Genomic DNA, 22,291 nt, shown 5'->3' with positions numbered 1-22,291 from the left:
CTATCGCGCGTCGCGGAGCCGTTCGAACGCCGTCGGCCGGGGCCTGTCCGGCAGGAACTCCTTGATGCGGAGGGCGCATTCACGGGCCGTCAGCTCTGCGGTGTCGCACTCGATGTCGTAGATCCCGTGCACGTGCACCTGTTCCATCTGGGCGGCGGCGAGGCCGACCGGGCGGTCGCCGCGTTCGCGTTCGCGGCGCTCCAACTCCTCGGCCGGGCAGTGCACTCCGACGAGCACGACGTCCTGCGGCACCAGAACGGACAGACAGTCCCGCAGTCGCCATTCGGCGCTGAATATGTGGTCCACGACGACGTTGTTCCCGGCGGCGGCCATCCCGGCGACCGCTCGGTGGAAGCCCCGCCAGGTCCGGTGCAGGACGGTGGCGAGTTCGTCGGGCGGGATCGGATTGCGGGAGCGCATGGCGTGGAACGCGTCGACCGGCAGATGGAAGTACGGCTCGTCGAGAAGAGGCAGCAGCTCCGCCGCGATGCTCGACTTGCCCGAACTGGACGTGCCGTTGAGGAAGATGACGAGCCCCTGCCGGGGCGGGACGCTGCTCAGATGCTCCACGTGGGGATCATCGCAGACGCCCTCCGCTCAGCCGCGGCTCAGCCGGCGTTCAGGCCGCCTCGATGACGGTGCCTCGGATCGCGGCCGCCCACTCGACCACCAACAGCTCGTACTCCGCGCGCTCCTGGGCCGACAGGGAGCCGCCGGCGCGGAGCCACAGGGCGCGGATCCGCTCGTTCACCTCGGCAGCGGACCGCACGGAACCAGGGGTCAGGGAATCGGGGGACATGCCGACAAGCCTAGGGGCAAGCACTGACAGTGCGCTACCAGGTGGCTACTCAACTCGTATGTGATTGGTCACGGGCGACGAGGAACGGCCGCTCGTACTGACTCCAGGGTCAGCTCAAATCCCTTGCCCCGCCCGGCGGTTCAGCCTGCGGACTCCGCAGCGTGCGGGCTCAGTGCGCCGGTCGAGACCAGCGCGATGATGACGATGCCGAGCGCGATGCGGTACCAGACGAACGGCATGAAGCTCTTGTGTGAAATGAACTTCATGAACCACGCGATGACTGCGTATCCGCAGAAGAAGGCGATCACCGTCGCGAAGATCGTCGGGCCCCAGTCGACATGGCCCTTCTCCAGCGCGTCCTTGGTCTCGAACAGGCCGGAGGCCAGCACGGCCGGGATGGCGAGCAGGAAGGAGTAACGGGCCGCGGCCTCACGCTTGTAGCCCATGAACAGGCCGCCGCTGATGGTGGCGCCGGACCGGGAGACGCCCGGGACCAGCGCCATCGCCTGGCAGATACCGAAGATCAGGCCGTCCCGAACGCCCAGGTTCTCCAGCGTCTTTCGCTGCTTGGGGGCGCGGTGCTTGCCGCCCGACTCGTCGCGCGCCGCGAGCCGGTCGGCGATGCCGATGACCACGCCGATGACGATCAGCATCGTCGCGGTGATCCGCAGATCGCGGAACGGCCCCTCGATCTGGTCCTTGAACAGCAGCCCGAGCACGCCGATCGGAATCGAGCCGACGATCACGAGCCAGCCCATCTGGGCGTCGTGGTCGCCGCGCATCTCCTTGTTGAACAGGGAGCGTGCCCACGCCGAGATGATCCGCCCGATGTCCTTGCGGAAGTAGATCAGCACCGCCGCCTCCGTGCCGATCTGCGTGATCGCCGTGAAGGCCGCACCCGGGTCCTTCCAGCCGGAGAAGGCCGCGGTCAGCCGCAGATGCGCGCTGGAGGAGACGGGAAGGAACTCGGTCAGCCCCTGGACGAGTCCGAGGATGAGGGATTCAAACCAAGACATGAAGTTACGGAGTCCAAGCGCTGATCGTGACGGGGCGACGGGCACACCGCGCCGCCGGGCGCGGTGATCACGGTGAGTCCAAGGAAGCCTAGCGTCCCGGGAGGACAGGCCCGGCACAGGGTCTTCACCGACAGCTCTGGTGGATACCGGTCCTGGGCGCCGGCCGGCCGACCGCTCGCGCAACAGGGTGTTGACCTGCGACGGGGGCGCAGCTTACGTTTCAGGGGAGGGGAAAGCGCTTGCTGCGCGGTCGTCGTGACAACGGCCGTGCCGTTCGTCCTGCCCTCTCGTCGGCTCGTCGTCCCCCGAGGAGTGCTGATCTCGTCCATGTCCACACCTGCGACCGCCCCCCTGGCCGGCCGGCGCGTCCGGGCCGCCGTCATCGGCACCGGCGCCATCGGCCGCGGCTCCCATCTGCCCGCGCTCGCGCGGCTCGCCGAGGAGGGCGAGACGGAGGTCGTCGCCGCCGTTGACATCGATGCCATCGCGGTCGAGGAGTTCTGCCGGGAGGGCGGTGTCCCGAACGCGTACACCGATCTGGACCTGATGCTCCGGGAGCAGCGCCCCGACCTGGTGACCATCTGCACCCCGCCGACCCTGCACCGCGCGCAGACGATCGCCGCGCTGCGCGCCGGGGCCTGGGTGTGGTGCGAGAAGCCGCCGATGCCGACCCTCGCGGACTACGCGGCGGTGGAGGCCGAGGAGGGTACGGACGGCGGCCCGTACGCCGCGATCGTCTTCCAGCACCGGTTCGGCTCGGCCTCCAGTCATGTGCGCGGGCTGCTGTCGAGCGGTGCGCTGGGCCGGCCGCTCGTGGCGCACTGCCAGACCACCTGGTACCGGGACACCGCCTACTACGCGGTGCCCTGGCGCGGCCGCTGGGCGACCGAGGGCGGTGGCCCCGCCATGGGCCACGGCATTCACCAGATGGACCTGATGCTCGACCTCCTCGGGCCGTGGCGCGAGGTGCGCGCGATGGCCGGCAGGCTCGTCCACGACGTGGAGACCGAGGACGTCTCGACCGCGCTGGTCCGCTTCGAGAACGGCGCGCTGGCGACGGTCGTCAACAGCGTCCTGAGCCCTGACGAGGTCAGCCGCATCCGCATCGACTGCGAACGCGCCACCGTCGAACTGACCCATCTCTACGGCCACTCCAATGCGAACTGGCGCATCACCCCGGCCCCGGGCGTACCGGCCGACGAACTCGCCGCATGGCGGGACTTCGGCCCGGACGTGCCCAGTTCGCACCTGGCGCAGCTGCGAGAGCTGGTCGCGAGCATGCGCGCGGGTGAGCGACCGCGCAGCAGCGGGGCCGACGGGCGTACGAGCCTGGAGCTGATCGCCGCGCTCTACAAGGCCGCGTTCACGGACGCGACGGTCGCGGCGGGCGACATCGGCCCGGGCGACCCCTTCTACACGGCCATGCACGGCAACGCGCCCGGCTGGGCCCCCGCCGCCGCGAAGGAGGTGTCCGCGTGACCGGACTGCGTCTCGTGCACGCCCACGGCGACCGGATCACCCTCACCGAACCGGCCACCGGCGTCGAGCTGTTGAGCTACGTGTACGCCGCCGAGGCCGCCTGGGAGGCGCCGAAGCCGTACCTCCACCCGATCCGCACCCTGGCCGGCGACATCGTCACCGACTACCGGCCCAACGACCACCGCTGGCACAAGGGCCTCCAGCTCACGGCCTCGCATCTGTCCGGCGCCAACCTGTGGGGCGGCAACTCCTACGTGCACGGCGAGGGCTACCTCGAACTCCCCGAGCGCGTCGGCTCGATGACCCACGTCGGCTTCGACGAGGTCGCCGCGCACGAGGACCGGGCCGTGATCGCCGAACGGCTCACCTGGCACCCGTACGACGGTGAACTGTGGGCCGAGGAGGCGCGCCGGATCGAGGTCCACGACGTGCATCCGGAGTCCGGCTCCTGGGCGCTGACCTGGACCAGCGCGGTCACCAACCGACGGGACGAGCCACTGCGGTTCGGCAGCCCGACCACCGCGGGGCGTGAATCGGCGGGATACACGGGCCTGTTCTGGCGCGGCCCGCGCGCCTTCCGCGACGGCCGCATCATCGGTCCGGACGGCGAGGGACCGGACCTGATGGGCACCCAGGGGCCCTGGCTCGCCCTCTCCGGGGAGCACGACGGCACCGACGGCCACGCCACGCTCGTCTTCGCGCACGCCCCGGAGAACGACCACGCGGGGGCCGAAGGCGCCCACCCCGCCCACTGGTTCGTGCGCAACGAGCCCTTCGCCGGCATCGCTCCGTCGTGGTCCTTCTACGACGAACTGGAGCTCGCCCCCGGCGACACCCTCACCCGCCGCTACCGGGTCGTCGTGGCCGACGGGGCGTGGGAGCGCGAGGAGATCACCAAGTACCTTGCGGCGCACCCGTGGTGAGCGGTCGCCAGTAGTTCAGTGCGACGCGGCGCTACGCCGCCGTAGGACCCTTCACCGTCCATCCCGGAACCTGGGGGTGGGCGGTGAGGTCTTCGTGGCGCACCTCGTCGCCGCAGGCCCGGCAGGTGACGACCGGGACCAGCTCGTTGCCGCAGACGTGCTCCACGACCATGGGGCGGTCGTCCTCCGTACGGAGATGGCGATCGCCCCACTCCATGAGGGTCATCAGGACCGGCTCCAGCTCCAGACCCGCCTGTGTCGGCCGGTACTCGAAGCGCTGCGGACGCTCGCTGTAGGCGCGCTTGGTCAGGATCCCGACGTCCACGAGCCGGCGCAGCCGGGTGGTCAGGATGTCGCGCGGGGCGCCGATGTTGCGCACCAGTTGGTCGAAGCGGCCGTTGCCCAGGCAGACCTCGCGCAGGACCAGCAAGGAGTACTTCTCGCCGACGAGCGCCAGGGTGTCGGCGATGGAACAGGGGCGCGGGTCTTTGGCGGCGGACATACACGCAGTGTAGAGGAGGGTTTGATTTTCCAACTCGCCGAGCTATGGTGAGTTTGGATTTCCTACTCACTAGTAGGCGGCGTAGTCACAGGAGGCCGGCACCATGCGCGACGCAGTCATCGTCGAAGCCGTACGCACCCCCGTGGGCAAGGGCAAGCCGAACGGCTCCCTCGCCCACGTCCACCCGGTGGAACTCCTCGCCCACACCCTGCGCACCCTCGTCGAGCGCTCCGGCGTCGACCCCGCGCTGATCGACGACGTTATCGGCGGCACCGTCGACCAGGTCGGCGAGCAGGCCATGAACACCACCCGCTATGCCCTCCTGTCGGCGGGCTTCCCGGACACGGTCCCCGCGACCACCGTGGACCGCCAGTGCGGCTCCTCCCAGCAGGCCGTGCACTTCGCCGCCCAGGGCGTCATCTCGGGGGCGTACGACCTCGTCGTCGCCTGTGGTGTCGAGTCCATGAGCCGGGTGCCGATGTGGTCGAACGTGCCGCCCGGAAAGGACCCCTTCGGCCCCGGAGTCGCCCAGCGCTACCCGGAGGGCCTGGTCCCGCAGGGCATCAGCGCCGAGCTGATCTCCGCCAAGTGGTCGATCACCAGGGACCGGATGGACGCCTTCGCGGTCTCCTCGCACCACAAGGCGGCGGCCGCCTGGCAGGCCGGTCTCTTCGACGCCGAGGTCGCGCCGCTGGACGGGGTGGCGCGCGACGAGTGCGTCCGGCCCGACAGCACCACCGAGATCCTCGCCGGTCTCAAGCCCGCGTACTACGACCCCGCCTTCGCCGAGCGCTTCCCGCAGATCGAGTGGAACGTCACGGCGGGCAACGCCAGCCCGATCAACGACGGCGCCTCGGCCGTGCTCATCACCTCCAGCGAGACCGCGGCCCGCCTGGGTCTGCGCCCGCTGGCCCGGCTGCACAGCTTCGCCGTCACCGGCTCCGACCCGCTGCTCATGCTCACCGGCGTCATACCGGCCACCGAGAAGGTGCTGCGCAGGGCCGGCCTGAACCTCGACGACATCGACCTGTTCGAGGTCAACGAGGCGTTCTCCAGCGTCGTCCTGGCCTGGCAGCAGGAGACCGGCGCCGACCTCGCGAAGGTCAACGTGCACGGCGGCGCGATCGCCCTCGGTCACCCGCTCGGGGCCAGCGGCACCCGGCTGACGACCACCCTCGTACACGCGATGCGCGAGCGCGGCACCCGCTATGCCTTGCAGACGATGTGCGAGGCGGGCGGACTGGCCAACGCGATGATCCTCGAAGGGATTTGAGGGATCGCGGAAGGCTGAGGGGGCGTCAGGGCTTGCGCAGGTGGTGGCGCTTGCGCCAGGCCATCACCGCGCCCGCCACCGTCGGCAGCGCGATGGAGGCCAGCGCGATCAGGAAGATCGGCGAGGTCGGGGCGGAGGCGCGGGCGCCGGCGACGACGTAGGCGGCCGTGTTCGGGATCGAGCCCAGCGCGGTCGCCACCAGGAAGGACGTCCACCCCATGCGGGAGACGGCGGCGGCGTAGTTCACGCCCCAGAACGGCAGCCCGGGGAACAGCCGCGCCGCCAGCATCGAGCGCATGCCGTGCCGGCTCAACTGCCCGTCCGCCGCCTTCAGAAGCCGCCCGCGCAGTAGGGGCCGCAGGGCGTCCTGACCGAGCACCCGGCCCAGGCCGAAGGCGAGCGCGGCGCCCAGCACCGTGCCCACCAGCGCGGTCCCCAGACCCACCGCCGAGCCGAACACCGCACCCGCGGCCAGGTTCAGCAGTGGACGCGGTACGAACGCCACCGTGACCAGCCCGTACGCCCCCGCGAACACGAGAGCCGCCGTGACCCCGCCCACGTGTGGTGGCCACCCGTCGGCCAGCAGCTTCTGCGGCTCGAAGAGCAGCACGCTCGCACCGGCCGCCGCGAGCAGCGCGACCAGCAGCGAGAACCGGGACCAGGGCGAGCGCAGCACTCTGCCGCAGCGCGCGAGCGGAGTCGTCGGCGCTGGGACGGTGACTACGCGCACGGGAAGCAGAAGCTCCGTGGCGGTGGCCCGGGGAGAGACCGTGGCGGTGTCACCAGAGCGGGTGGTGGCATCGAGCATGCCCGCGACACTAACGGACGCATGTGTGTGATCGCCGTATGGTTCGTCTCATGAACGTCACAGACAGGAGCACAACGGACGTGCCGTTCAGCACACTCGCGGACACCGTGCTGGAACGGCTGACGGCCGCCTACTCCGCCGCGGCCGATCCGGAACGCGCCGCTCCGATGCGCGCGTACATGAAGGACGTGGCCCCCTTCCTCGGCCTGACCACCCCCGTGCGCCGCGCCCTGTCCCGTGCCGTCGAGGACGGTCTGCCGCGCCCCGCCGAGGCCGACTGCACGGCGATCGCCCTGCGCTGCTGGCAGCTGCCCGAGCGGGAGTACCAGTACTTCGCCGTCGACTATCTGCGCCGCCACGCGCGCGCGTGCACGTCCGGCTTCCTGCCGGTGGCCCGGCGCCTCGTGTCGACCAACCCCTGGTGGGACACCGTGGACGCGCTCGCCGCCCATGTCGTCGGCGGACTCATCGCGGCCGACCGGGAACTGGCCCGGGACATGGACGCCTGGATCGGCGACGACGACCTGTGGATCGCCCGCACCGCTCTCCTCCACCAGCTGCGCTACAAGGAACGCACCGACACCGAACGCCTCTTCGCGTACTGCCTGCGCCAGTCCGGACACCCCGACTTCTTCATCCGCAAGGCCATCGGCTGGTGCCTGCGCGAGTACGCCAAGACCGACCCGGAGGCGGTACGGGAGTTCCTGGGGCGGGAGCGGGGACGGTTCGCGCCGCTGTCGGTGCGGGAGGCGCTGAAGAACATCGGCGGGGCCTGAACCCGGCGAGTGCTGAACCCGGCGAGTGCTGAACCCGACGGGCCCGAATTCGCCCGTGGAGAAAACCATTCGCCCCTGGGCAGGGCGTCGGCAATAATCGGAGCCATGTTCCGGTACGCCTTCCCTCTCGCAGCATCCGCAGGTGCGGATGCCCCGAAGGCTGCCGTTCCCGTCATCGTCGCCGCAGTCGACGGCGCTCGAAGCTGACCCTCTCCGGATCGTCCGGCGGACCCCGCAGGGGGAGGGTCGGCGAGTCCTTGGGGTCCCCGCTTTTCACCACTGAAGAGGCTTCGAGGTACAGCCATGCCCAAGACGGCATACGTGCGCACCAAACCGCATCTCAACATCGGCACCATGGGCCACGTCGACCACGGCAAGACCACTCTGACCGCCGCCATCACCAAGGTGCTCGCCGACCGCGGCACCGGCACCTTCGTGCCGTTCGACCGCATCGACCGCGCCCCGGAGGAGGCCGCCCGCGGCATCACCATCAACATCTCGCACGTCGAGTACGAGACCGACACCCGGCACTACGCGCACGTGGACATGCCGGGCCACGCCGACTACGTCAAGAACATGGTCACCGGCGCCGCGCAGCTCGACGGGGCGATCCTCGTCGTCTCCGCGGTCGACGGGATCATGCCGCAGACCGCCGAGCACGTCCTGCTCGCCCGCCAGGTGGGCGTCGACCACATCGTCGTCGCCCTGAACAAGGCGGACGCGGGCGACGAGGAGCTCACCGACCTCGTCGAGCTGGAGGTCCGCGAGCTGCTCACCGCGCAGGGCTACGGCGGCGACGCCGTACCCGTCGTACGGGTCTCCGGACTGAAGGCCCTGGAGGGCGACCCGCGCTGGACGGCGTCCATCGAGGCGCTGCTCGACGCCGTGGACACGTATGTGCCCATGCCCGAGCGGTACTTGGACGCGCCGTTCCTGCTACCGGTGGAGAACGTGCTCACCATCACAGGCAGGGGGACGGTGGTGACGGGTGCGGTCGAGCGCGGAGTCGTGCGGGTGGGCGACCGGGTCGAAGTGCTCGGCGCCGGGCTGGAGAGCGTCGTCACCGGCCTGGAGACCTTCGGCAAGCCCATGGACGAGGCGCAGGCCGGCGACAACGTGGCGCTGCTGCTCCGCGGGGTGCCACGGGATGCCGTGCGGCGCGGGCATGTGGTCGCGGCGCCGGGGAGTGTCGTGCCGAGTCGGCGCTTCTCCGCGCAGGTGTACGTGCTGTCGACCCGTGAGGGTGGGCGTACGACGCCGGTTGCGACGGGGTATCGGCCGCAGTTCTACATCCGGACGGCGGATGTGGTGGGCGATGTCGACCTTGGTGAGGTGGGGGTTGTTCGGCCCGGGGAGACGGTCACGATGACCGTTGAGCTGGGGCGGGACGTTCCGCTGGAGCCGGGTCTGGGGTTCGCCATCCGTGAGGGTGGTCGGACCGTCGGAGCCGGGACGGTGACCGCCCTTGTGTGAGGGGGGTTGAGGTGAGTGGGGGACTGCGGGCCGTGTGTGGCTGGCCGCGCAGTTCCCCGCGCCCCTGACGGCACATCCGGAGCCGGCGTTGCCCAGCACCGGAGACAATGAGGGCGTGAGCGAGCCCATACCCGTGATGCGCGATGTCGATCACGGCACCGCCAAGCTGATGCCCGACGTCGACCGGAAGCGGGCCTGGCTGCTGACGGTCGACGGGGCGCCGCAGTCGTACGTCGATCTGGACGAACCGGCGTACCTGGAGTTCGAGTACGTACGACGGCTGGGGCACGTACTGGACACCGTCGCGGAGCCGGAGCGTCCGCTGGACGTCCTGCACCTCGGTGGCGGGGCGCTGACGTTGCCGCGGTACGTGGCCGCGACCCGGCCCGGTTCCCGGCAGCAGGTCGTCGAGATGGACCAGGGTCTGCTGGACCTGGTCGTGGAACACCTGCCACTCCCGGCCGGCGACGACATCGCCCTGCACACCGCGGACGCCCGCGCCTGGCTGGAATCCGCCCCCGCGGACTCCGCCGACGTCCTGGTGGCCGACGTCTTCGGCGGATCGCGGGTGCCGGCGCAGTTCACGTCCGTGGGTTACGCGCGCGAAGCCGACCGGGTGCTGCGTGGGACAGGCGTGTACCTGGCGAATCTCGCCGACGCCTCGCCGTTCGCCTTCCTGCGTTCCCAACTCGCCACCTTTGCCGCTGTGTTCGAGGAACTGGTGCTGATCGCCGAACCGGCGGTACTGCGTGGCCGCCGCTTCGGCAACGCGGTACTTGTCGCCTCGCACCACCCCGTGAACACCGCCGCCCTTGCCCGCCTCACGTCCGCCGACGCCTTCCCGGCTCGGGTCGAACACGGGGGCGCCCTACGGGACTTCATGGGCGGAGCGCGGCCGGTACGGGACGAGGACGCCGTGCCGTCGCCCGAGCCGCCGGCGGGGGCGTTCGGTATCGGCTGAGCCGTTGCCGTTGCCGTTGCCGTAGTCGCCGTCGATGGGAGCCCCTATCGGCCCGTGACCCACCCTCGATAGGCCTCTCCATCGACGTTGCTGCCGCACACCACGGTGACCACATGTCGCCCGGCGAAGCGGTCGTGGTTTTCCAGGAGGGCCGCGATGCCGAGTGCCGCCGATGGTTCGACGACGAGGCCGGCTTGGTCGAAGAGCAGTCGCATGGCGGTGATGATCGAGGACTCCTGGACCAGGACGGCGTCGTCGGCGACCAGGAGGAGGTCGTCCAGGACGGCCGGGATGGGGCGGCGGCCGTCGACGCCGTCGGCGATCGTGTTCGTGGAGTCGGTGGTGATGACCCGGCGGTTGTGCCAGGAGTGGGTCATCGCCGGTGCGCCCAGCGGCTGGACGCAGATCAACTCGACTTCGGGGGCGAAGGTCTTGAGGACGTGGCCCACGCCGGTGGCCATCGCCCCGCCGCCGAGAGCGACCAGGACGGTGTCGAACTTCGGCTCGGTGGCGACCAGTTCGAGGCCGATGGTCGCCGCGCCCTCGCAGGTCTCGATGTCCAGGCTGTCCTCGACCAGCCGGATGCCGTCCGATCGTGCGATGGCCACCGCCCGGTCGCGGGCCAACTCGTGGTCGCCGTCGACGAGTTCCAGCCTGGCGCCCAACGCGCGGATGCGGTCCAGTTTGGTCGCGGTCGCGAAGCGGGACGACACGACGGTCACGTCGAGTCCTCGGGCGCGGCCGGACCAGGCGAGGGCCTGGCCGAGGTTGCCCGAGCTGGCGCACACCGCGGCTCGTCGGCCGCTGTCGGCGAGCTGGCTCGCGACCACCTCGGTGCCGCGGGCCTTGAAACTCCGTACCGGATTGGCCGTTTCGAGCTTGATGCTCACCGCGCAGCCGAGAGTGGGCTCCAGTGCCTCGCAGCGGTACAGCGGAGTGTCGAGGAAGATCGGGTCGATCGAACGGCGGGCCGCCCTGATCCGGTCGGTGTCCAGTCGCGTCTCCAGCACGAGACGGAAGCGTAGTGCCGGCGGCGCCTCAGGCGGTGCTGCTCGCCCGTACGTCCGCGACCAGCGCGTCGAGTTGGCCCCGGACCCGGGCCCCGGTGAGGTGGTCGAAGTAGTCGCGGGATTCGACGATCCGGCCGTCGCGCACCCGTAGGACGAAGATGCCCGGCTGCCTGAAGGGTTCGCCGGTCTCCACGACCGTCCCCTCGTACGCGAACTCGGCGACGATGACCTCGGGGTCGGTCGTCTCGTGGATCGTGATGTCCGTTGCCCGGCGCTGCAGTTGGGGCATGTCGTCGGTCGGGGTGAAGTGTTCGCGCAGTTCGTCGCGGGTGCGCAGCGCGGCCGCGCGGAGCGGGTGGAAGGGGTGGACGACGTTGGTCTTCTCCGCGTAGAGGTCGGGCAGTTCGCTCCAGCGGCCCTCCGCGACGCCGTTCACGAGTGCGAGGAACACCTCGCGCGGGCTGAGGACTTGGGTCATGGCAGTCTCCTGTCGTCGGCGTCGACGTGCGGGGGCGTCGAACTACCATCCGGAGTACGGACTCCGAGTATACGGAGTCGCGACTTCGGATAACTGTGTACGAGGGAAAGTGCGATGAGCAGTACCCCGGGCAAGAGAGAGACAGGCCGCCCAGAGACCGATGGTCGGCGGCCGCTGCGCGTCGACGCGCGGACCAACCGTGAGCGGATCCTGACCGTCGCCGAAGAGGTCTTCGGGAAGGGCGGACAGTCCGCGTCCACGGAGGAGGTCGCCCGCCTGGCAGGCGTCGGCATCGCCACCGTCTTCCGCCATTTCCCCACCAAGGCGGCGCTGTTGGAGGCCGTTCTCGTGCAGCGCTTCGACCGGCTGCGCGAGCAGGCCGAGGCGCGGCTGGACGCGACGGACCCGGGCCCGGCGTTCTTCGACTTCTTCCGTCACCTCGTCGCCGACGCGGCCGGCAAGATCGCCATAGGCGAGGCGCTGCTCGATGCCGGTGGCGACGTCGGCGGTGCGGCCGCGCGGGCATCGGACGGACTGCGTCGAGCCGTCGGCGCGCTGCTTCAGCGCGCCCAACTCGCGGGCGCCGTCCGGGACGACGTCGAACTGCCCGAGGTGTACGCCCTGCTCGTCGCCACCTCACAAGCCTCCGCGCGCGCCCGCCTTCAGGAGGCGGTACGCGCGCGGATGCTCACCATCGTCTTCGACGGTCTCAAGCCGTGACAGAGCCTCAAGCCGTAACACGTAGGGGACGGTCACCCCCCGGTCGGCGTCCCCGCCAGCCGTACCGTGCTGAGGATCTTCATGATGGTCGCGTCCGGGACCTCGCCCTTGACGCCCGTCGCCCCGTACAGGCTCCAGGCCACGAAGTCACCGGCGGAGTTCTTGAAGCCGAACGTGATGGCCTTGCCGTCGCTGTTGCACTTCGACTTGCCGATCTGCGGGCTGTTCTTCGAGCGGGCCCAGGCGTAGCTGCCCTCGATGCCGGCCTTCGTCGTGTACGCCTTGGCCTTGTCGTCGAAGGTGATGCTCTTCTTGTCGGGCTGCGTGTAACCGCCGAAGACCCACCAGGGCACCTGGTTCACGGCGACCTCGTTCGTGTCCTTGGCGCCGTCCGAGCCCTTGGTGCCGACGGCGGCGAGCGGGGTGTCGTCCGAGCGGCCGTCCTTGTCGTCGTCGGAGGTGCACCACTTGGACTTGAAGTAGGCCGGCGCGGACATCACGATGAGCGGCTTGGCGTCGGCGTTCTTCGCGCTGTCTTCGAAGCCGATCGTCAGGCCGGGGGACTGGACCTCCCAGTCCGCCGGTACGTCGAAGGCCGTGCCCCACTTCGGGTTCGTGACGACCTTCCAGCCCGGGATGGTCGCCTTCACCGTGTCGCCGCCGCGCGGGTTGGCGTCGGAGACCGACGCGCTCGGCTCGGCGGGCGCGCTCGTCGAGGGCTTGGTGTCCTTGTCCTTGGCGTCGTCCGCCGTGTCGTCCTTGTCGCCGCCCAGGACCAGGAACCCGGTGACGCCCGCCGCCACGACGACGGCGGTGGCGGCCAGGATCGCGACCAGTTTCGTACGGTTGCCGCCGCCTCCGTTCGGCTGCTGGGGCGGGCCCGCCGGAGCCGGGGTGCCCCACTGCGGCTGCTGCGCATAGGGGTTGGGCTGCTGGAAGCCCGGCTGCTGGTACGGATTCGGCTGCTGATACCCCGGCTGCTGGTACGGGTTGTTCTGCGCTTGCGGGTTCTGCTCGCCCCCGGGCGGCTGCTGTCCTGGCCACATGGGGAGCCACGATAGTGCCGCCGAGGACACGATTCGGTCACTGCGGCTTGTCAGGGCCGTAGCAAAACGAGGGCGCTCGGGCGGGGCGGCGGGCGAGGCGTCGCGCAACTCATCGAGACAGGAGTCACCGCACAGATCTGGCCACCCATCGCTACTCGTGGGTAACATGCCCGTCATGAGCGCAGATCAGATGTCCATCGGCGAGTTGCTCGCCGCCACGGTGCCGATGGTTCGCACGCTGAACCTGGAGTACCTGGAGACCACTCCGGAGCGTGCCGTCCTGGCGCTGCCGGACCAGAGCGAGTACCGCAACCACGTGGGCGGGCCGCACGCCGGGGCCATGTTCACGCTGGGCGAGTCGGCCAGCGGCGCGATCGTGCTGGCCGCGTTCGGCGACCAGCTCTCGCGCGCCGTGCCGCTGCCGGTCAACGCCGAGATCGCGTTCAAGAAGATCGCCCTCGGCCCGGTCAGGGCCACCGCCACCCTCGGCCGCCCCATCGCCGACGTCATCGCCGAACTGGACGAGGGCAAGCGCCCGGAGTTCCCCGTGACGGTCGCCATCCAGCGCGAGGACGGAGCGGTCACCGGCGAGATGACGGTGCTCTGGACGCTGCGCCCCAACGGCTGAGCTCGTCCTTGGCCCCTGCTGTTGAATGAGTGGAATGAACGAGGCTGCCGTTTCCCGACTTCGTCACGCCGTCGGGCGTATCCAGCAGGCGACCCGTGAACGTGCTGCCACGGGGCGTGGCCCGGAGGAGGCCGATGACGTCGCCGGCACGTTCGCCACGGACGGCGCGCTCGGCTTCGACCCGTTTCCTCTCCTCCGGGCGCTGCACGCGGCAGGTTCGCACGCGGTGGTCATAGGTCAGGTCGCCGGCATCATGCACGGCTCGACGGAGCTGACCGGCGACCTCGACCTGCTGTGGGACGGTACGCCCGAACAGGCGCGCGCCCTGCGTGACGCCCTGACCACCGCGGGCTGCACCGAACTGCCCGACCTCGGTCGTCCTCAGGAGGCGTACCAGGTGACCTGCGTCAGCGGCGACCTGTGCACCCCCGCCCTCCCCTGGGGCGACATGGACGTCGCGCCCTGTCTGGACCGGGCGTTGAGCGCCCACGATCCGTCTGGCTTCACCATCCGTTACACCGCGGTGGACGACCTGATCCGGATGCGGCGCTCGCTCGGCCGCCCCAAGGACCACCGTCGCGCGGACGAACTCGTTCGTCTGCGCCGCTGAGTCCGTCGCCAGCCACCTGTCGGCGGGTGGCCGCACTGTCCGTGGCGGAACCCGTGATCACGCCACCAACCGCCGCCCCGCCCCACCCCTCCCGTCCCCACTCTCCAGTCCCGCCACGAACTCCTTGAGCCAAGCGGTGAATTCAGGGCCCAGGTCGTCCCGGTCGCACGCGAGTCTGACCACCGTGCGCAGATAGTCCGCCTTGTCGCCGGTGTCGTAGCGCAGGCCCTCGAAGACGACCCCGTGGACCGTGCCCTCGGCGGCCAACTGCTGGAGGGCGTCGGTGAGTTGGATCTCGCCGCCGCGGCCCGGCGGGGTGTGTTCCAGCGTGGCGAAGACGGACGGGTCGAGGACGTAGCGGCCGATGACCGCGTACCTGCTGGGGGCGTTCTCGGGGGACGGCTTCTCCACCAGGCCGGTGACGCGGACCACCCCGTCCTCGTCGGTGGGCTCGACGGCCGCGCAGCCGTAGAGGTGGACCTGCTCCGGCGGTACCTCCATCAGCGCGACCACGCTTCCGGCGTGCCGGTCGCGGATGTCCAGCATCCGGCTGAGCAGGGTCTCGCGAGGGTCGATCAGGTCGTCGCCGAGCAGGACGGCGAAGGGCTCGTCGCCGACATGCCGGCGGGCGCAGAGCACGGCGTGGCCGAGGCCGAGCGGCTCGCCCTGGCGGATGTGGTGGATGTTGGCCAGCCGGGCCGGGTCGCGTACGGCGTCCAGGCGTACGGCGTCGCCCTTGGCCGCGAGGGCCTGCTCCAACTCGAAGGCGTTGTCGAAGTGGTCCTCGATGGCCCGCTTGTGGCGACCGGTCACCATCAGCACATCGTCGAGCCCGGCCGCGGCGGCCTCCTCGACGACGTACTGGATGGCCGGCTTGTCGACCACCGGCAGCATCTCCTTGGGCGTGGCCTTGGTCGCGGGCAGGAAGCGGGTGCCCAGGCCGGCCGCCGGGACGACGGCCTTGCGGACCGAGCGGGTCGTGCCGGTAGTGCGGGGCGCAGCGGGGGTTGGTGTCGGGGCGTTCGAAGCGTGGGGGGCGATCATGCGGCCCATGCTTGCGCGGGTGGATGAGAGCGGGCCGAGAGGGACCTCGGAGGTCGCTGTGGAGCCGTCCGGGAACTTGGAGATTTGGTGTGCCAACCGTCTTTGAGTGCACACATACGGAGGGCCGACCGGCGGGTAACTCGAATACGGGTGCGGATACCGTCGGTAACTTATCTGAAGTTTCAGCGTTTTGAACTTTGGTCACTCGAACTTCTTGTTTCCTGTGAACCAATTGTGCGAAGGTGAGCGGCCTTATAGCACACCGCGTCAGGCGTGTCGTAGGTATGCACCAATCAGGCAACCTGCTTTCCGGTGGACAGGCATTCGCCTTGCCGGTCCTGCGGCTTGGAAGGAATTGGTTCAGTGCAATCCCCTTACCCCCCACTCCCTCCGTACGCGCCCCGCCCCGGGTCGGACCCCGGCGAGTCCGACCGCGAGCTCCTCGCGCAGTCGGCTCAGGGCGCGGCCAGTGCCGTCGGCGCCCGCGCGAGCGCGTTGCTGCTGGCCCGACACTGGAGGGCGACTTACGAGTACGCCGTCATATGCCTGGCCACGGTCGAGCACCCGTCGTCCATGGCCGCCACCGCCGCCTTCCACCGCGTGCTCGGCAAGACCGCGGGCGGCGCCCTGCGCCCCCAACTCCTGGTGGCCGTGCGGGACACGGTCAAGGAGTGGGTCGCGGACGACCGTATTTCCGCCGCCCTGCCGGAACTCCGCAAGCCCACCGGCGGTCGCGGGCTGCGGGCCGCGCGGTCCGAGACGTCCGAAAGGAGGCGCCTCGCCGAGCGCGCTTTCCGCAAACTTCCGGGCGCTTCCCAATGCCTCCTGTGGCATGTGGAGGTCGAGGCCGAACCCATAACCGTACCGGCCGGTCTGTTGGGCGTGGACCCCGGTACCGCCTTGACCGCGCTGGACCAGGCGCGCGAGCAATTCCGCATCGGCTGTGTCCGTGCCCACCACGATCTCGCGCCCTCCAAGGAATGCCGTTTCTACAACCGCCTCCTCGACGTCCCGTTGCGCCGGGGCGGGGCTCTGCTGCCGGACGTCCGTCAGCATCTGGTGCACTGCCGTTACTGCCGATTCGCCGCCGAGCAACTCAGCTATTTCGAGAGCGGGTTGGGGGCGTTGCTCGCGGAGACCGTGCTCGGCTGGGGAGCCCTGCGCTATCTCGAATCGCGTCCGGGCCGGAGCGTCGAGCGGGTGGCGCCAGGGCGGCCGGCCCCGACCGCGGTCATCGGCCGGCACCGTCCCGTCGTACCGCGCAGGCACACCAAGGCCGCCGCGGTGGGCATCGGTCTGACCTCCCTCGCATTGCTCGCGACGGTCCTCGTCGCCAAGGGCTGGTCCGATGACAACGGTGTCCCGGACCCGACCGCCACCTGGGGCGCCCCCAGCGGCAATACGGCCCTCCCGCCGCGCTCGGCGGAAGGGGCCTCGGCCGACGGGTCGTCACCCTCGGCCGCCTCGGTGGGCCAGCCCGTTGAGGTCGGCCGCGGCCGACTCCGCAACCCCGCCGACGGGCTCTGCCTGGACATCAAGGGCGGCCGGGCGCTGCCGGGCGTCGCCGCCGTGCTGGCGGACTGCTCCACCGCCGCCTCCCAGCAGTGGTCCTACCAGGACGACGGGCTGCTGCGCAGCGGCGCCGACCCGACGCTGTGCCTCGACGCCGACACGGGTTCCGGCGGCGGCTCGGTCGTCGTGGCCGGGTGCCTCGTGCACGCGGGCGAGGTGCGCTACGACCTCACCGTCCGCGGCGAGTTGCTGCTGCGCGGCGGCAAGGGACTCCTCGTCGCGGCCGGCCGGGGGAAGAAGGCGGAGGACGTCGTCGTCGCCGAACGGAACGGGTCGGCCCGGCAGCGATGGGTGCTGGAGGCGGGCGTCGGCGGCGACGGAGGTGCCCCCGACGGGAACTCTGGGGGCGCGAAGACCGAGAACGGGGCGCCGGGGGAGAACGGCCGGCCCGAGGGGGATTCCGGCGCGGGCGGTGCCGAGGGGTCGCCCGGACTCCAGCCGCAGCCCTCCCAGAGTGGGTTGCCCGGCGACGGACAGTCCGAGGGCGGGTCGTACGAGACGCGGATCGCCCAGGTCGGCGACGAGTCCGGGTCCGGGGGAGCGGTCGATCCGGCCCCCGCTCCGGCGCCCGCGGTCCTGTCCGACACCGCGGACGGACTCCGCAACCTCCCGGGCGAACTGCTGGACACCGTCGCCGCGATCACGACCCCGCTGACGACAGGACTCGGCTCGGCCCTCCACCTTCACTGAGCCCGTCACCTTCGCTCAGCCCTTCACCGAGCCGAGCCGAGCCACGGCAGGGCACGGCCACCCCGGGACGCTCTCCGCAGCGCCTCCCGGGGTGGCCTCTTTTCCGGTCTCCTCTCCTGTTCACCTTCGGTTGTTGTCGGCATCCCGCCCTTTCTCGTTCAGGTCATTGACACGAGTCACCACCGGTCATAGTTTTCCCGCCGCGCCAGTGGTGTCTAACGGGGTGTCAAGTCGGTCCTGACGCATAGTGCGTTCAGTTGCCGAACACGGACACGGACCGGGGGCGCCGGGCGCACTGCGGTTCACATCGTCGTGCCCGCACACCGAAGGAGTGACGGCTCATGTCCGACACCGTCTCCCGGCGGTCCGCCCTGCGTCTGCTGGGCGGATCGATCGCCGTCGCCGCGGCGGCCACCGGCGCTCTCACGCCTCCCGCCCGCGCGCTGGACAGACCCGACGCGGGGGCCGGTCCCCGCGTCGAGGGCCTCATCGCCAAGCTCACCCTCGACGAGAAGATCTCCCTGCTGCACGGCGCCACCGACCCGGCCTCGCTCGGCCAGGCGGGCTACGTCCCCGGAGTGAAACGCCTCGGCATCCCCCCGCTCCGCCTCGCCGACGGCCCCGCCGGAGTCCGCGTCACCCGGCACGCCACCGCCCTGCCCGCCCCCGTCCTGCTGGCCGCCGCCTTCGATCCCCAACTGGCCCGCCGCTACGGCCAGGTGATCGGACGCGAGGGCCGCGCGCTCGGCCAGGACGTGCTGCTCTCCCCGATGGTCAACCTCATCCGCACCCCGTACGCGGGCCGCAACTTCGAGACCTTCAGCGAGGACCCGCTGCTCGCCTCAGGACTGGTCGCCGCCGAGATCCAGGGCATCCAGGGCGAGGGGCTCATCGCGACCGTCAAGCACTTCGCCCTCAACAACCAGGAGAAGGACCGCGACTCCATCGACGTGCGGGTCGACGAACAGACCCTGCACGAGATCGAGTTGCGCGGCTTCGAGGCGGCCGTCGACGCCGGCACCGGCGCGGTGATGGGCGCGTACAACAAGGTCAACGGCACCTTCTCCTGCGAGAACAGGACCCTGCTCACCGACATCCTGCGCGACCAATGGGGTTTCGAGGGCTGGGTGATGACCGACTGGTTCGCCGCCCACAGCACGGTCAAGGCGATCACCGCGGGCCTCGACATGGAGATGCCCGACGGAACCCATTTCGGTACGGCGCTCAGGACCGCCGTCCGCAACGGCAGCGTGCCCGAGCGCTACGTCGACCGTGCCGTCCGCCGGATCCTCGCCGTCATGGACCGCTTCGGGCTCCTCGACGGCAGCGCCCCGCCACGCCCCGACCGGAACGCGCAGGCGGGCGCGGCCGTCGCCCTGGAGATCGCCAAGGCGGGCGCGACCTTGCTGCGCAACAAGCGCCGCACGCTCCCGCTCTCCCCGGGCGGCAGCGTCGCCGTCGTCGGCCCCACTGGCACGCTCCCCTTCGTCAGCGGCGGCGGCAGCGCACACGTCGTCCCCGACCACGCCGACAGCCCCCTGGACGTCATCAAGTCCCGCGCGGGGAAGGCGACTTACGCCCTCGGCGAGGACCTGTTCGGCAAGCCGATCCCCGCCTCGGCCCTGAACCCGGCCTTCGACAGCGAGGGTCAACAGGTCGGCGCGGGCGCGAGTTGGACGTACGACGGCACGCTCACCGTCTCCGACGCCGACGAGTGGACCTTCGTCATCCACTACTCCGCCGCCCCCACCCTGCGCCCCAAGGTGCTCCTCGACGGCGCGGACCTCTTCCCGCTCGCCCCCGGCTACGGCGAGTACTTCTCCGGCGGCCTGGTGTCCGCCGCACCGGACGGACTGGCGGTACGCCGCAAGACCCTGGCCCTCACCAAGGGCGCCCACCGGCTCCAGATCACCGCGCAGGGCGGGGACGCCGGGCAGCTCTTCCGGCTGCGCCGCATCACCGGCGCGACCCGCGCGCAGGACGTCGCCGAGGCCGTCGAGGTCGCGCGGGCAGCGCGTGACGTCATCCTCTTCGCCTACGAGGACGCCACCGAGGGCCTCGACCGCACGACCGTCGCGCTCCCCGGCAATCAGGCGAAACTCATCGAGGCGGTCACGGCGGCCAACCCCCGCACGACCGTCGTCCTCAACACCTCGTCCTCCACCTCGATGCCATGGCTGAGCCGCACGGGCGCCGTGCTCCAGATGTACTACCCGGGCCAGGAAGGTGCCGCCGCCACGGCCGCCGTCCTGTACGGCGACTGCGACCCCGGCGGCCGGCTCACCCAGTCCTTCCCGGTCGACGACGAGCACCACTCGGTCGCCGGAAACCCCCGCCGCTATCCCGGAGTTGACGGCACCGAGGAGTACTCGGAGGGCATCCACGTCGGCTACCGCTGGTACGACGCGGAGGGCGTGCGGCCCCTGTTCCCCTTCGGCCACGGACTGTCGTACACCTCCTTCTCCTACGGGGACCTGTCCGCTCGCTGGAACCGGCACGGTCTCGACGTCGACTTCGTCGTGCACAACACCGGTCGTCGGGAAGGGATCGCCGTGCCGCAGGTCTATGTGGGGAAGTCGCCGGAGCTCCGACTCGACCAAGCCGTACGGGTGTTGGGCGGTTTCCGGCGGCTGGCGCTGCGGGCGGGGGAGCGGCGCCGAGTCACCGTGCGCGTAGATGCGCGGACGCTGTCGTCCTGGGATCCGAGGCGGCACGGCTGGGTGCTCGGGACCGGGCGTCGGGCGGTGTGGGTCGGGGCGTCGTCGGGGGATCTGCGGTTGCGGACGAACGTGGAGGTGGCGCGGTGACACGGATGATGCGGCGTTTCGGTATCGCACTCACGGCCCTCGCGGTCACGCTCGTCTCGCCCTTGCCCGCCGCGGAGGCAGGTGAGTCGAGCACCGCGCACGGCGGACCGGTCGTCCACACCGACTCCGGCGCCGTGCGCGGCCAAATCACCGCCGAGGGACGGCAGTTCCTCGGTATCCCGTACGCCGAACCGCCGGTCGGGAAGCTGCGCTGGCGGGACCCGCAGCCCGTCCGGCCCTGGCAAGGAGTGCGCTCCGCGCTGGACTTCGGCAACAAGTGCGTACAGACGTCGAGTTGGGACCCGGGATACGAGCAGCCCTCGTACACCGAGGACTGTCTCGACCTGAACGTGTACGTCCCGAAGGGGTCCGGGCGGCGCGCGGTGATGGTCTGGTTCCACGGTGGCGGGCTCACCGCGGGCGCCGGGCAGGACGTCGTGCCGGACGCCTTCGCGCGGCAGACCGGGACCGTCGTCGTGACCGTCAACTACCGCCTCGGGGCGATGGGGTTCCTCGCGGCGGCGGGCCTCGACGGCGAGGCGCGTGACGGCGTCTCCGGCAACTTCGGCATGCTCGACCAGCAGGCCGCCCTGCGCTGGGTGCGCGCCAACATCGGCCGTTTCGGCGGCGATTCGAGCCGCGTGACCATCGCCGGCGAGTCGGCGGGCGGCCGTTCGGTCTGCACCCAGCTCGCCTCGCCTTCCGCGAAGGGCCTGTTCCGGGCCGGCATCATCGAGAGCGGCGCCTACGACGACTGCAGCGCTCGTACGCATCGGACGGCCGTGTCCGAAGGTGCTGCCTTCGCGCAGAAGCTCGGCTGCACGACCGTGGCGTGTCTGCGCGGCAAGTCGGCCGCCGAGATCCTCGCCGCCCAGGGCGACTTCGACTGGGCGCCGGTGGTCGGCGGGACCTTCTTGCCGCGGCAGCCCGGGGAGGCACTGGCGAAGGGGGCCGCCGCCGGTGTGCCGGTGCTGAACGGGGCGAACCACGACGAGGGGCGGCTGTTCGCGTTCTCGCGGTTCGACCTGAACGGCACCCCACTCACCGCCGAGCAGTACCCGGACGCCGTGCGCGCCGACTTCGGCGAGGAGGCGCTGGCCCGCTACCCGGTCTCGGCCTACCCGTCGCCGACCATCGCGTACGCCACCGCCCAGGGCGACACCCTGTTCGCCTGCCCGGCGCTGCGGCTCGACGGTCTCCTCGCGAAGCGCGGTCCGGTCTACTCGTACGAGTTCGCCGACCTCACCTCGCCGCCCTTCGCCTCGCTGCGCAACCTGCACACCGACTTCGACTTCGGTGCGACGCACGTGAACGAAGTGCAGTACCTGTTCCGGCACTTCGGTCTGGAGTCGCCGCTCAACGCCGAACAGCGGGCGCTGGCGCGGCAGATGGTGGCGTACTGGGGGTCCTTCGTACGGGACGGTGTGCCGCGGGCCGCCGGACAGCCGCCGATGCCCGCCGGACCGGGCGTGGTGCTCTCGCTGCGCACGGCGTCCAAGGGCGGGAACGTCCTCAGCACGTCCGTCCACCGGGACCACCGGTGCGATCTGTGGGACGGTGCCGCCGCGCGGTGACCCGGTAGGCTTCCCGGCGTGCGCCTCGCGCGGCGCACGCCGGGAATGCCCGCGTACGCAGGGTACGAACAGGGCACGAACGGTCACGAATCGGGAGGAACC

General features: G+C 70.8%; 21 protein-coding genes. 12 read left to right on the top strand and 9 right to left on the bottom strand.

Annotated features, from left to right (window positions below; all coding sequences use genetic code 11):
- The 3 genes from ACWDR3_RS18930 to ACWDR3_RS18920 form a co-directional block, all read right to left on the bottom strand.
- Complete coding sequence (locus ACWDR3_RS18930) at positions 1-570, bottom strand: chloramphenicol phosphotransferase CPT family protein (RefSeq protein ID WP_450353633.1); 570 nt, start codon at positions 568-570, stop codon at positions 1-3.
- 49 nt (positions 571-619) lie between these two features.
- Entirely contained in the window at positions 620-799 is a 180-nt protein-coding gene (locus tag ACWDR3_RS18925) for a hypothetical protein (protein WP_124000535.1), read from the bottom strand.
- A 140-nt stretch (positions 800-939) separates the two neighbouring features.
- Positions 940-1,815: an undecaprenyl-diphosphate phosphatase gene (locus ACWDR3_RS18920; protein ID WP_450353632.1), complete on the bottom strand. Its 876-nt coding sequence runs from the start codon at positions 1,813-1,815 to the stop codon at positions 940-942.
- Between the two features lie 327 nt (positions 1,816-2,142).
- Between ACWDR3_RS18920 and ACWDR3_RS18915 the strand changes: the two genes are divergently transcribed.
- On the top strand, positions 2,143-3,294 hold the full coding sequence (locus tag ACWDR3_RS18915; protein ID WP_450353631.1) for a Gfo/Idh/MocA family protein: 1,152 nt from the start codon (positions 2,143-2,145) through the stop codon (positions 3,292-3,294).
- Positions 3,291-4,217 carry a DUF6807 domain-containing protein gene (locus tag ACWDR3_RS18910; RefSeq protein WP_450353630.1) on the top strand — a complete coding sequence of 309 codons (927 nt, stop codon included), beginning with the start codon at positions 3,291-3,293 and terminating at the stop codon, positions 4,215-4,217. Before ACWDR3_RS18915 ends, ACWDR3_RS18910 begins: the two co-directional genes overlap by 4 nt.
- A 31-nt stretch (positions 4,218-4,248) precedes the next feature.
- On the opposite strand, the gene ACWDR3_RS18905 is transcribed toward ACWDR3_RS18910, so the two are convergent.
- Positions 4,249-4,719, bottom strand: coding sequence for a winged helix-turn-helix transcriptional regulator (locus ACWDR3_RS18905; protein WP_450353629.1), 471 nt, complete (start codon positions 4,717-4,719; stop codon positions 4,249-4,251).
- Positions 4,720-4,822: 103 nt separating this feature from the next.
- On the opposite strand from ACWDR3_RS18905, the gene ACWDR3_RS18900 reads away from it, so the two are divergent.
- Positions 4,823-5,992, top strand: coding sequence for a thiolase family protein (locus tag ACWDR3_RS18900; RefSeq protein WP_450353628.1), 1,170 nt, complete (start codon positions 4,823-4,825; stop codon positions 5,990-5,992).
- Positions 5,993-6,017: 25 nt separating this feature from the next.
- On the opposite strand, the gene ACWDR3_RS18895 is transcribed toward ACWDR3_RS18900, so the two are convergent.
- The gene (locus tag ACWDR3_RS18895) at positions 6,018-6,800 is read right to left on the bottom strand and encodes a TVP38/TMEM64 family protein (RefSeq protein WP_450353627.1); all 783 of its coding nucleotides are present in this window, start codon (positions 6,798-6,800) and stop codon (positions 6,018-6,020) included.
- A gap of 50 nt (positions 6,801-6,850) precedes the next feature.
- Between ACWDR3_RS18895 and ACWDR3_RS18890 the strand changes: the two genes are divergently transcribed.
- The 3 genes from ACWDR3_RS18890 to ACWDR3_RS18880 all read left to right on the top strand — a co-directional run bounded on the left by ACWDR3_RS18890 (position 6,851) and on the right by ACWDR3_RS18880 (position 10,010).
- Entirely contained in the window at positions 6,851-7,576 is a 726-nt protein-coding gene (locus tag ACWDR3_RS18890; RefSeq protein WP_450353626.1) for a DNA alkylation repair protein, read from the top strand.
- Between the two features lie 303 nt (positions 7,577-7,879).
- Positions 7,880-9,049 carry an elongation factor Tu gene (gene tuf, locus ACWDR3_RS18885; protein WP_450353625.1) on the top strand — a complete coding sequence of 390 codons (1,170 nt, stop codon included), beginning with the start codon at positions 7,880-7,882 and terminating at the stop codon, positions 9,047-9,049.
- Between the two features lie 115 nt (positions 9,050-9,164).
- Positions 9,165-10,010 (top strand): spermidine synthase, encoded by an 846-nt coding sequence (locus tag ACWDR3_RS18880; protein ID WP_450353624.1) that lies wholly within the window; start codon positions 9,165-9,167, stop codon positions 10,008-10,010.
- 44 nt (positions 10,011-10,054) lie between these two features.
- On the opposite strand, the gene ACWDR3_RS18875 is transcribed toward ACWDR3_RS18880, so the two are convergent.
- Positions 10,055-11,020 (bottom strand): threonine ammonia-lyase, encoded by a 966-nt coding sequence (locus ACWDR3_RS18875; protein WP_450353623.1) that lies wholly within the window; start codon positions 11,018-11,020, stop codon positions 10,055-10,057.
- Positions 11,021-11,048: 28 nt separating this feature from the next.
- Positions 11,049-11,498, bottom strand: coding sequence for a nuclear transport factor 2 family protein (locus ACWDR3_RS18870; protein WP_450353622.1), 450 nt, complete (start codon positions 11,496-11,498; stop codon positions 11,049-11,051).
- 114 nt (positions 11,499-11,612) lie between these two features.
- On the opposite strand from ACWDR3_RS18870, the gene ACWDR3_RS18865 reads away from it, so the two are divergent.
- Positions 11,613-12,218: a TetR/AcrR family transcriptional regulator gene (locus tag ACWDR3_RS18865; protein WP_450353621.1), complete on the top strand. Its 606-nt coding sequence runs from the start codon at positions 11,613-11,615 to the stop codon at positions 12,216-12,218.
- 32 nt (positions 12,219-12,250) lie between these two features.
- Here the strand turns inward: ACWDR3_RS18865 and ACWDR3_RS18860 are convergent, their stop codons facing one another.
- Positions 12,251-13,264, bottom strand: a complete 1,014-nt coding sequence (locus ACWDR3_RS18860; RefSeq protein WP_450353620.1) for a hypothetical protein — start codon at positions 13,262-13,264, stop codon at positions 12,251-12,253.
- Positions 13,265-13,454: 190 nt separating this feature from the next.
- Between ACWDR3_RS18860 and ACWDR3_RS18855 the strand changes: the two genes are divergently transcribed.
- Both ACWDR3_RS18855 and ACWDR3_RS18850 read left to right on the top strand, forming a co-directional pair.
- Positions 13,455-13,892, top strand: a complete 438-nt coding sequence (locus tag ACWDR3_RS18855) for a DUF4442 domain-containing protein (RefSeq protein ID WP_124001482.1) — start codon at positions 13,455-13,457, stop codon at positions 13,890-13,892.
- A 34-nt stretch (positions 13,893-13,926) separates the two neighbouring features.
- Complete coding sequence (locus ACWDR3_RS18850; RefSeq protein ID WP_450353619.1) at positions 13,927-14,502, top strand: hypothetical protein; 576 nt, start codon at positions 13,927-13,929, stop codon at positions 14,500-14,502.
- A 57-nt stretch (positions 14,503-14,559) separates the two neighbouring features.
- Here the strand turns inward: ACWDR3_RS18850 and galU are convergent, their stop codons facing one another.
- A complete protein-coding gene (galU, locus tag ACWDR3_RS18845) occupies positions 14,560-15,546 on the bottom strand; it encodes a UTP--glucose-1-phosphate uridylyltransferase GalU (protein ID WP_450353618.1) in 987 nt (328 codons plus the stop codon).
- 363 nt (positions 15,547-15,909) lie between these two features.
- On the opposite strand from galU, the gene ACWDR3_RS18840 reads away from it, so the two are divergent.
- The 3 genes from ACWDR3_RS18840 to ACWDR3_RS18830 all read left to right on the top strand — a co-directional run bounded on the left by ACWDR3_RS18840 (position 15,910) and on the right by ACWDR3_RS18830 (position 22,189).
- Entirely contained in the window at positions 15,910-17,808 is a 1,899-nt protein-coding gene (locus tag ACWDR3_RS18840; protein ID WP_450353617.1) for an RICIN domain-containing protein, read from the top strand.
- Between the two features lie 341 nt (positions 17,809-18,149).
- The gene (locus ACWDR3_RS18835) at positions 18,150-20,615 is read left to right on the top strand and encodes a beta-glucosidase (protein ID WP_450353616.1); all 2,466 of its coding nucleotides are present in this window, start codon (positions 18,150-18,152) and stop codon (positions 20,613-20,615) included.
- Positions 20,616-20,620: 5 nt separating this feature from the next.
- Positions 20,621-22,189 carry a carboxylesterase/lipase family protein gene (locus ACWDR3_RS18830; RefSeq protein ID WP_450353645.1) on the top strand — a complete coding sequence of 523 codons (1,569 nt, stop codon included), beginning with the start codon at positions 20,621-20,623 and terminating at the stop codon, positions 22,187-22,189.
- The last annotated feature ends 102 nt before the right edge of the window (positions 22,190-22,291 follow it).

It is taken from the genome of Streptomyces sp. NPDC001002, assembly GCF_053599215.1.
Note: the sequence above shows the minus strand (reverse complement) of the source record. Positions and strands in the feature narration are given on the sequence as shown.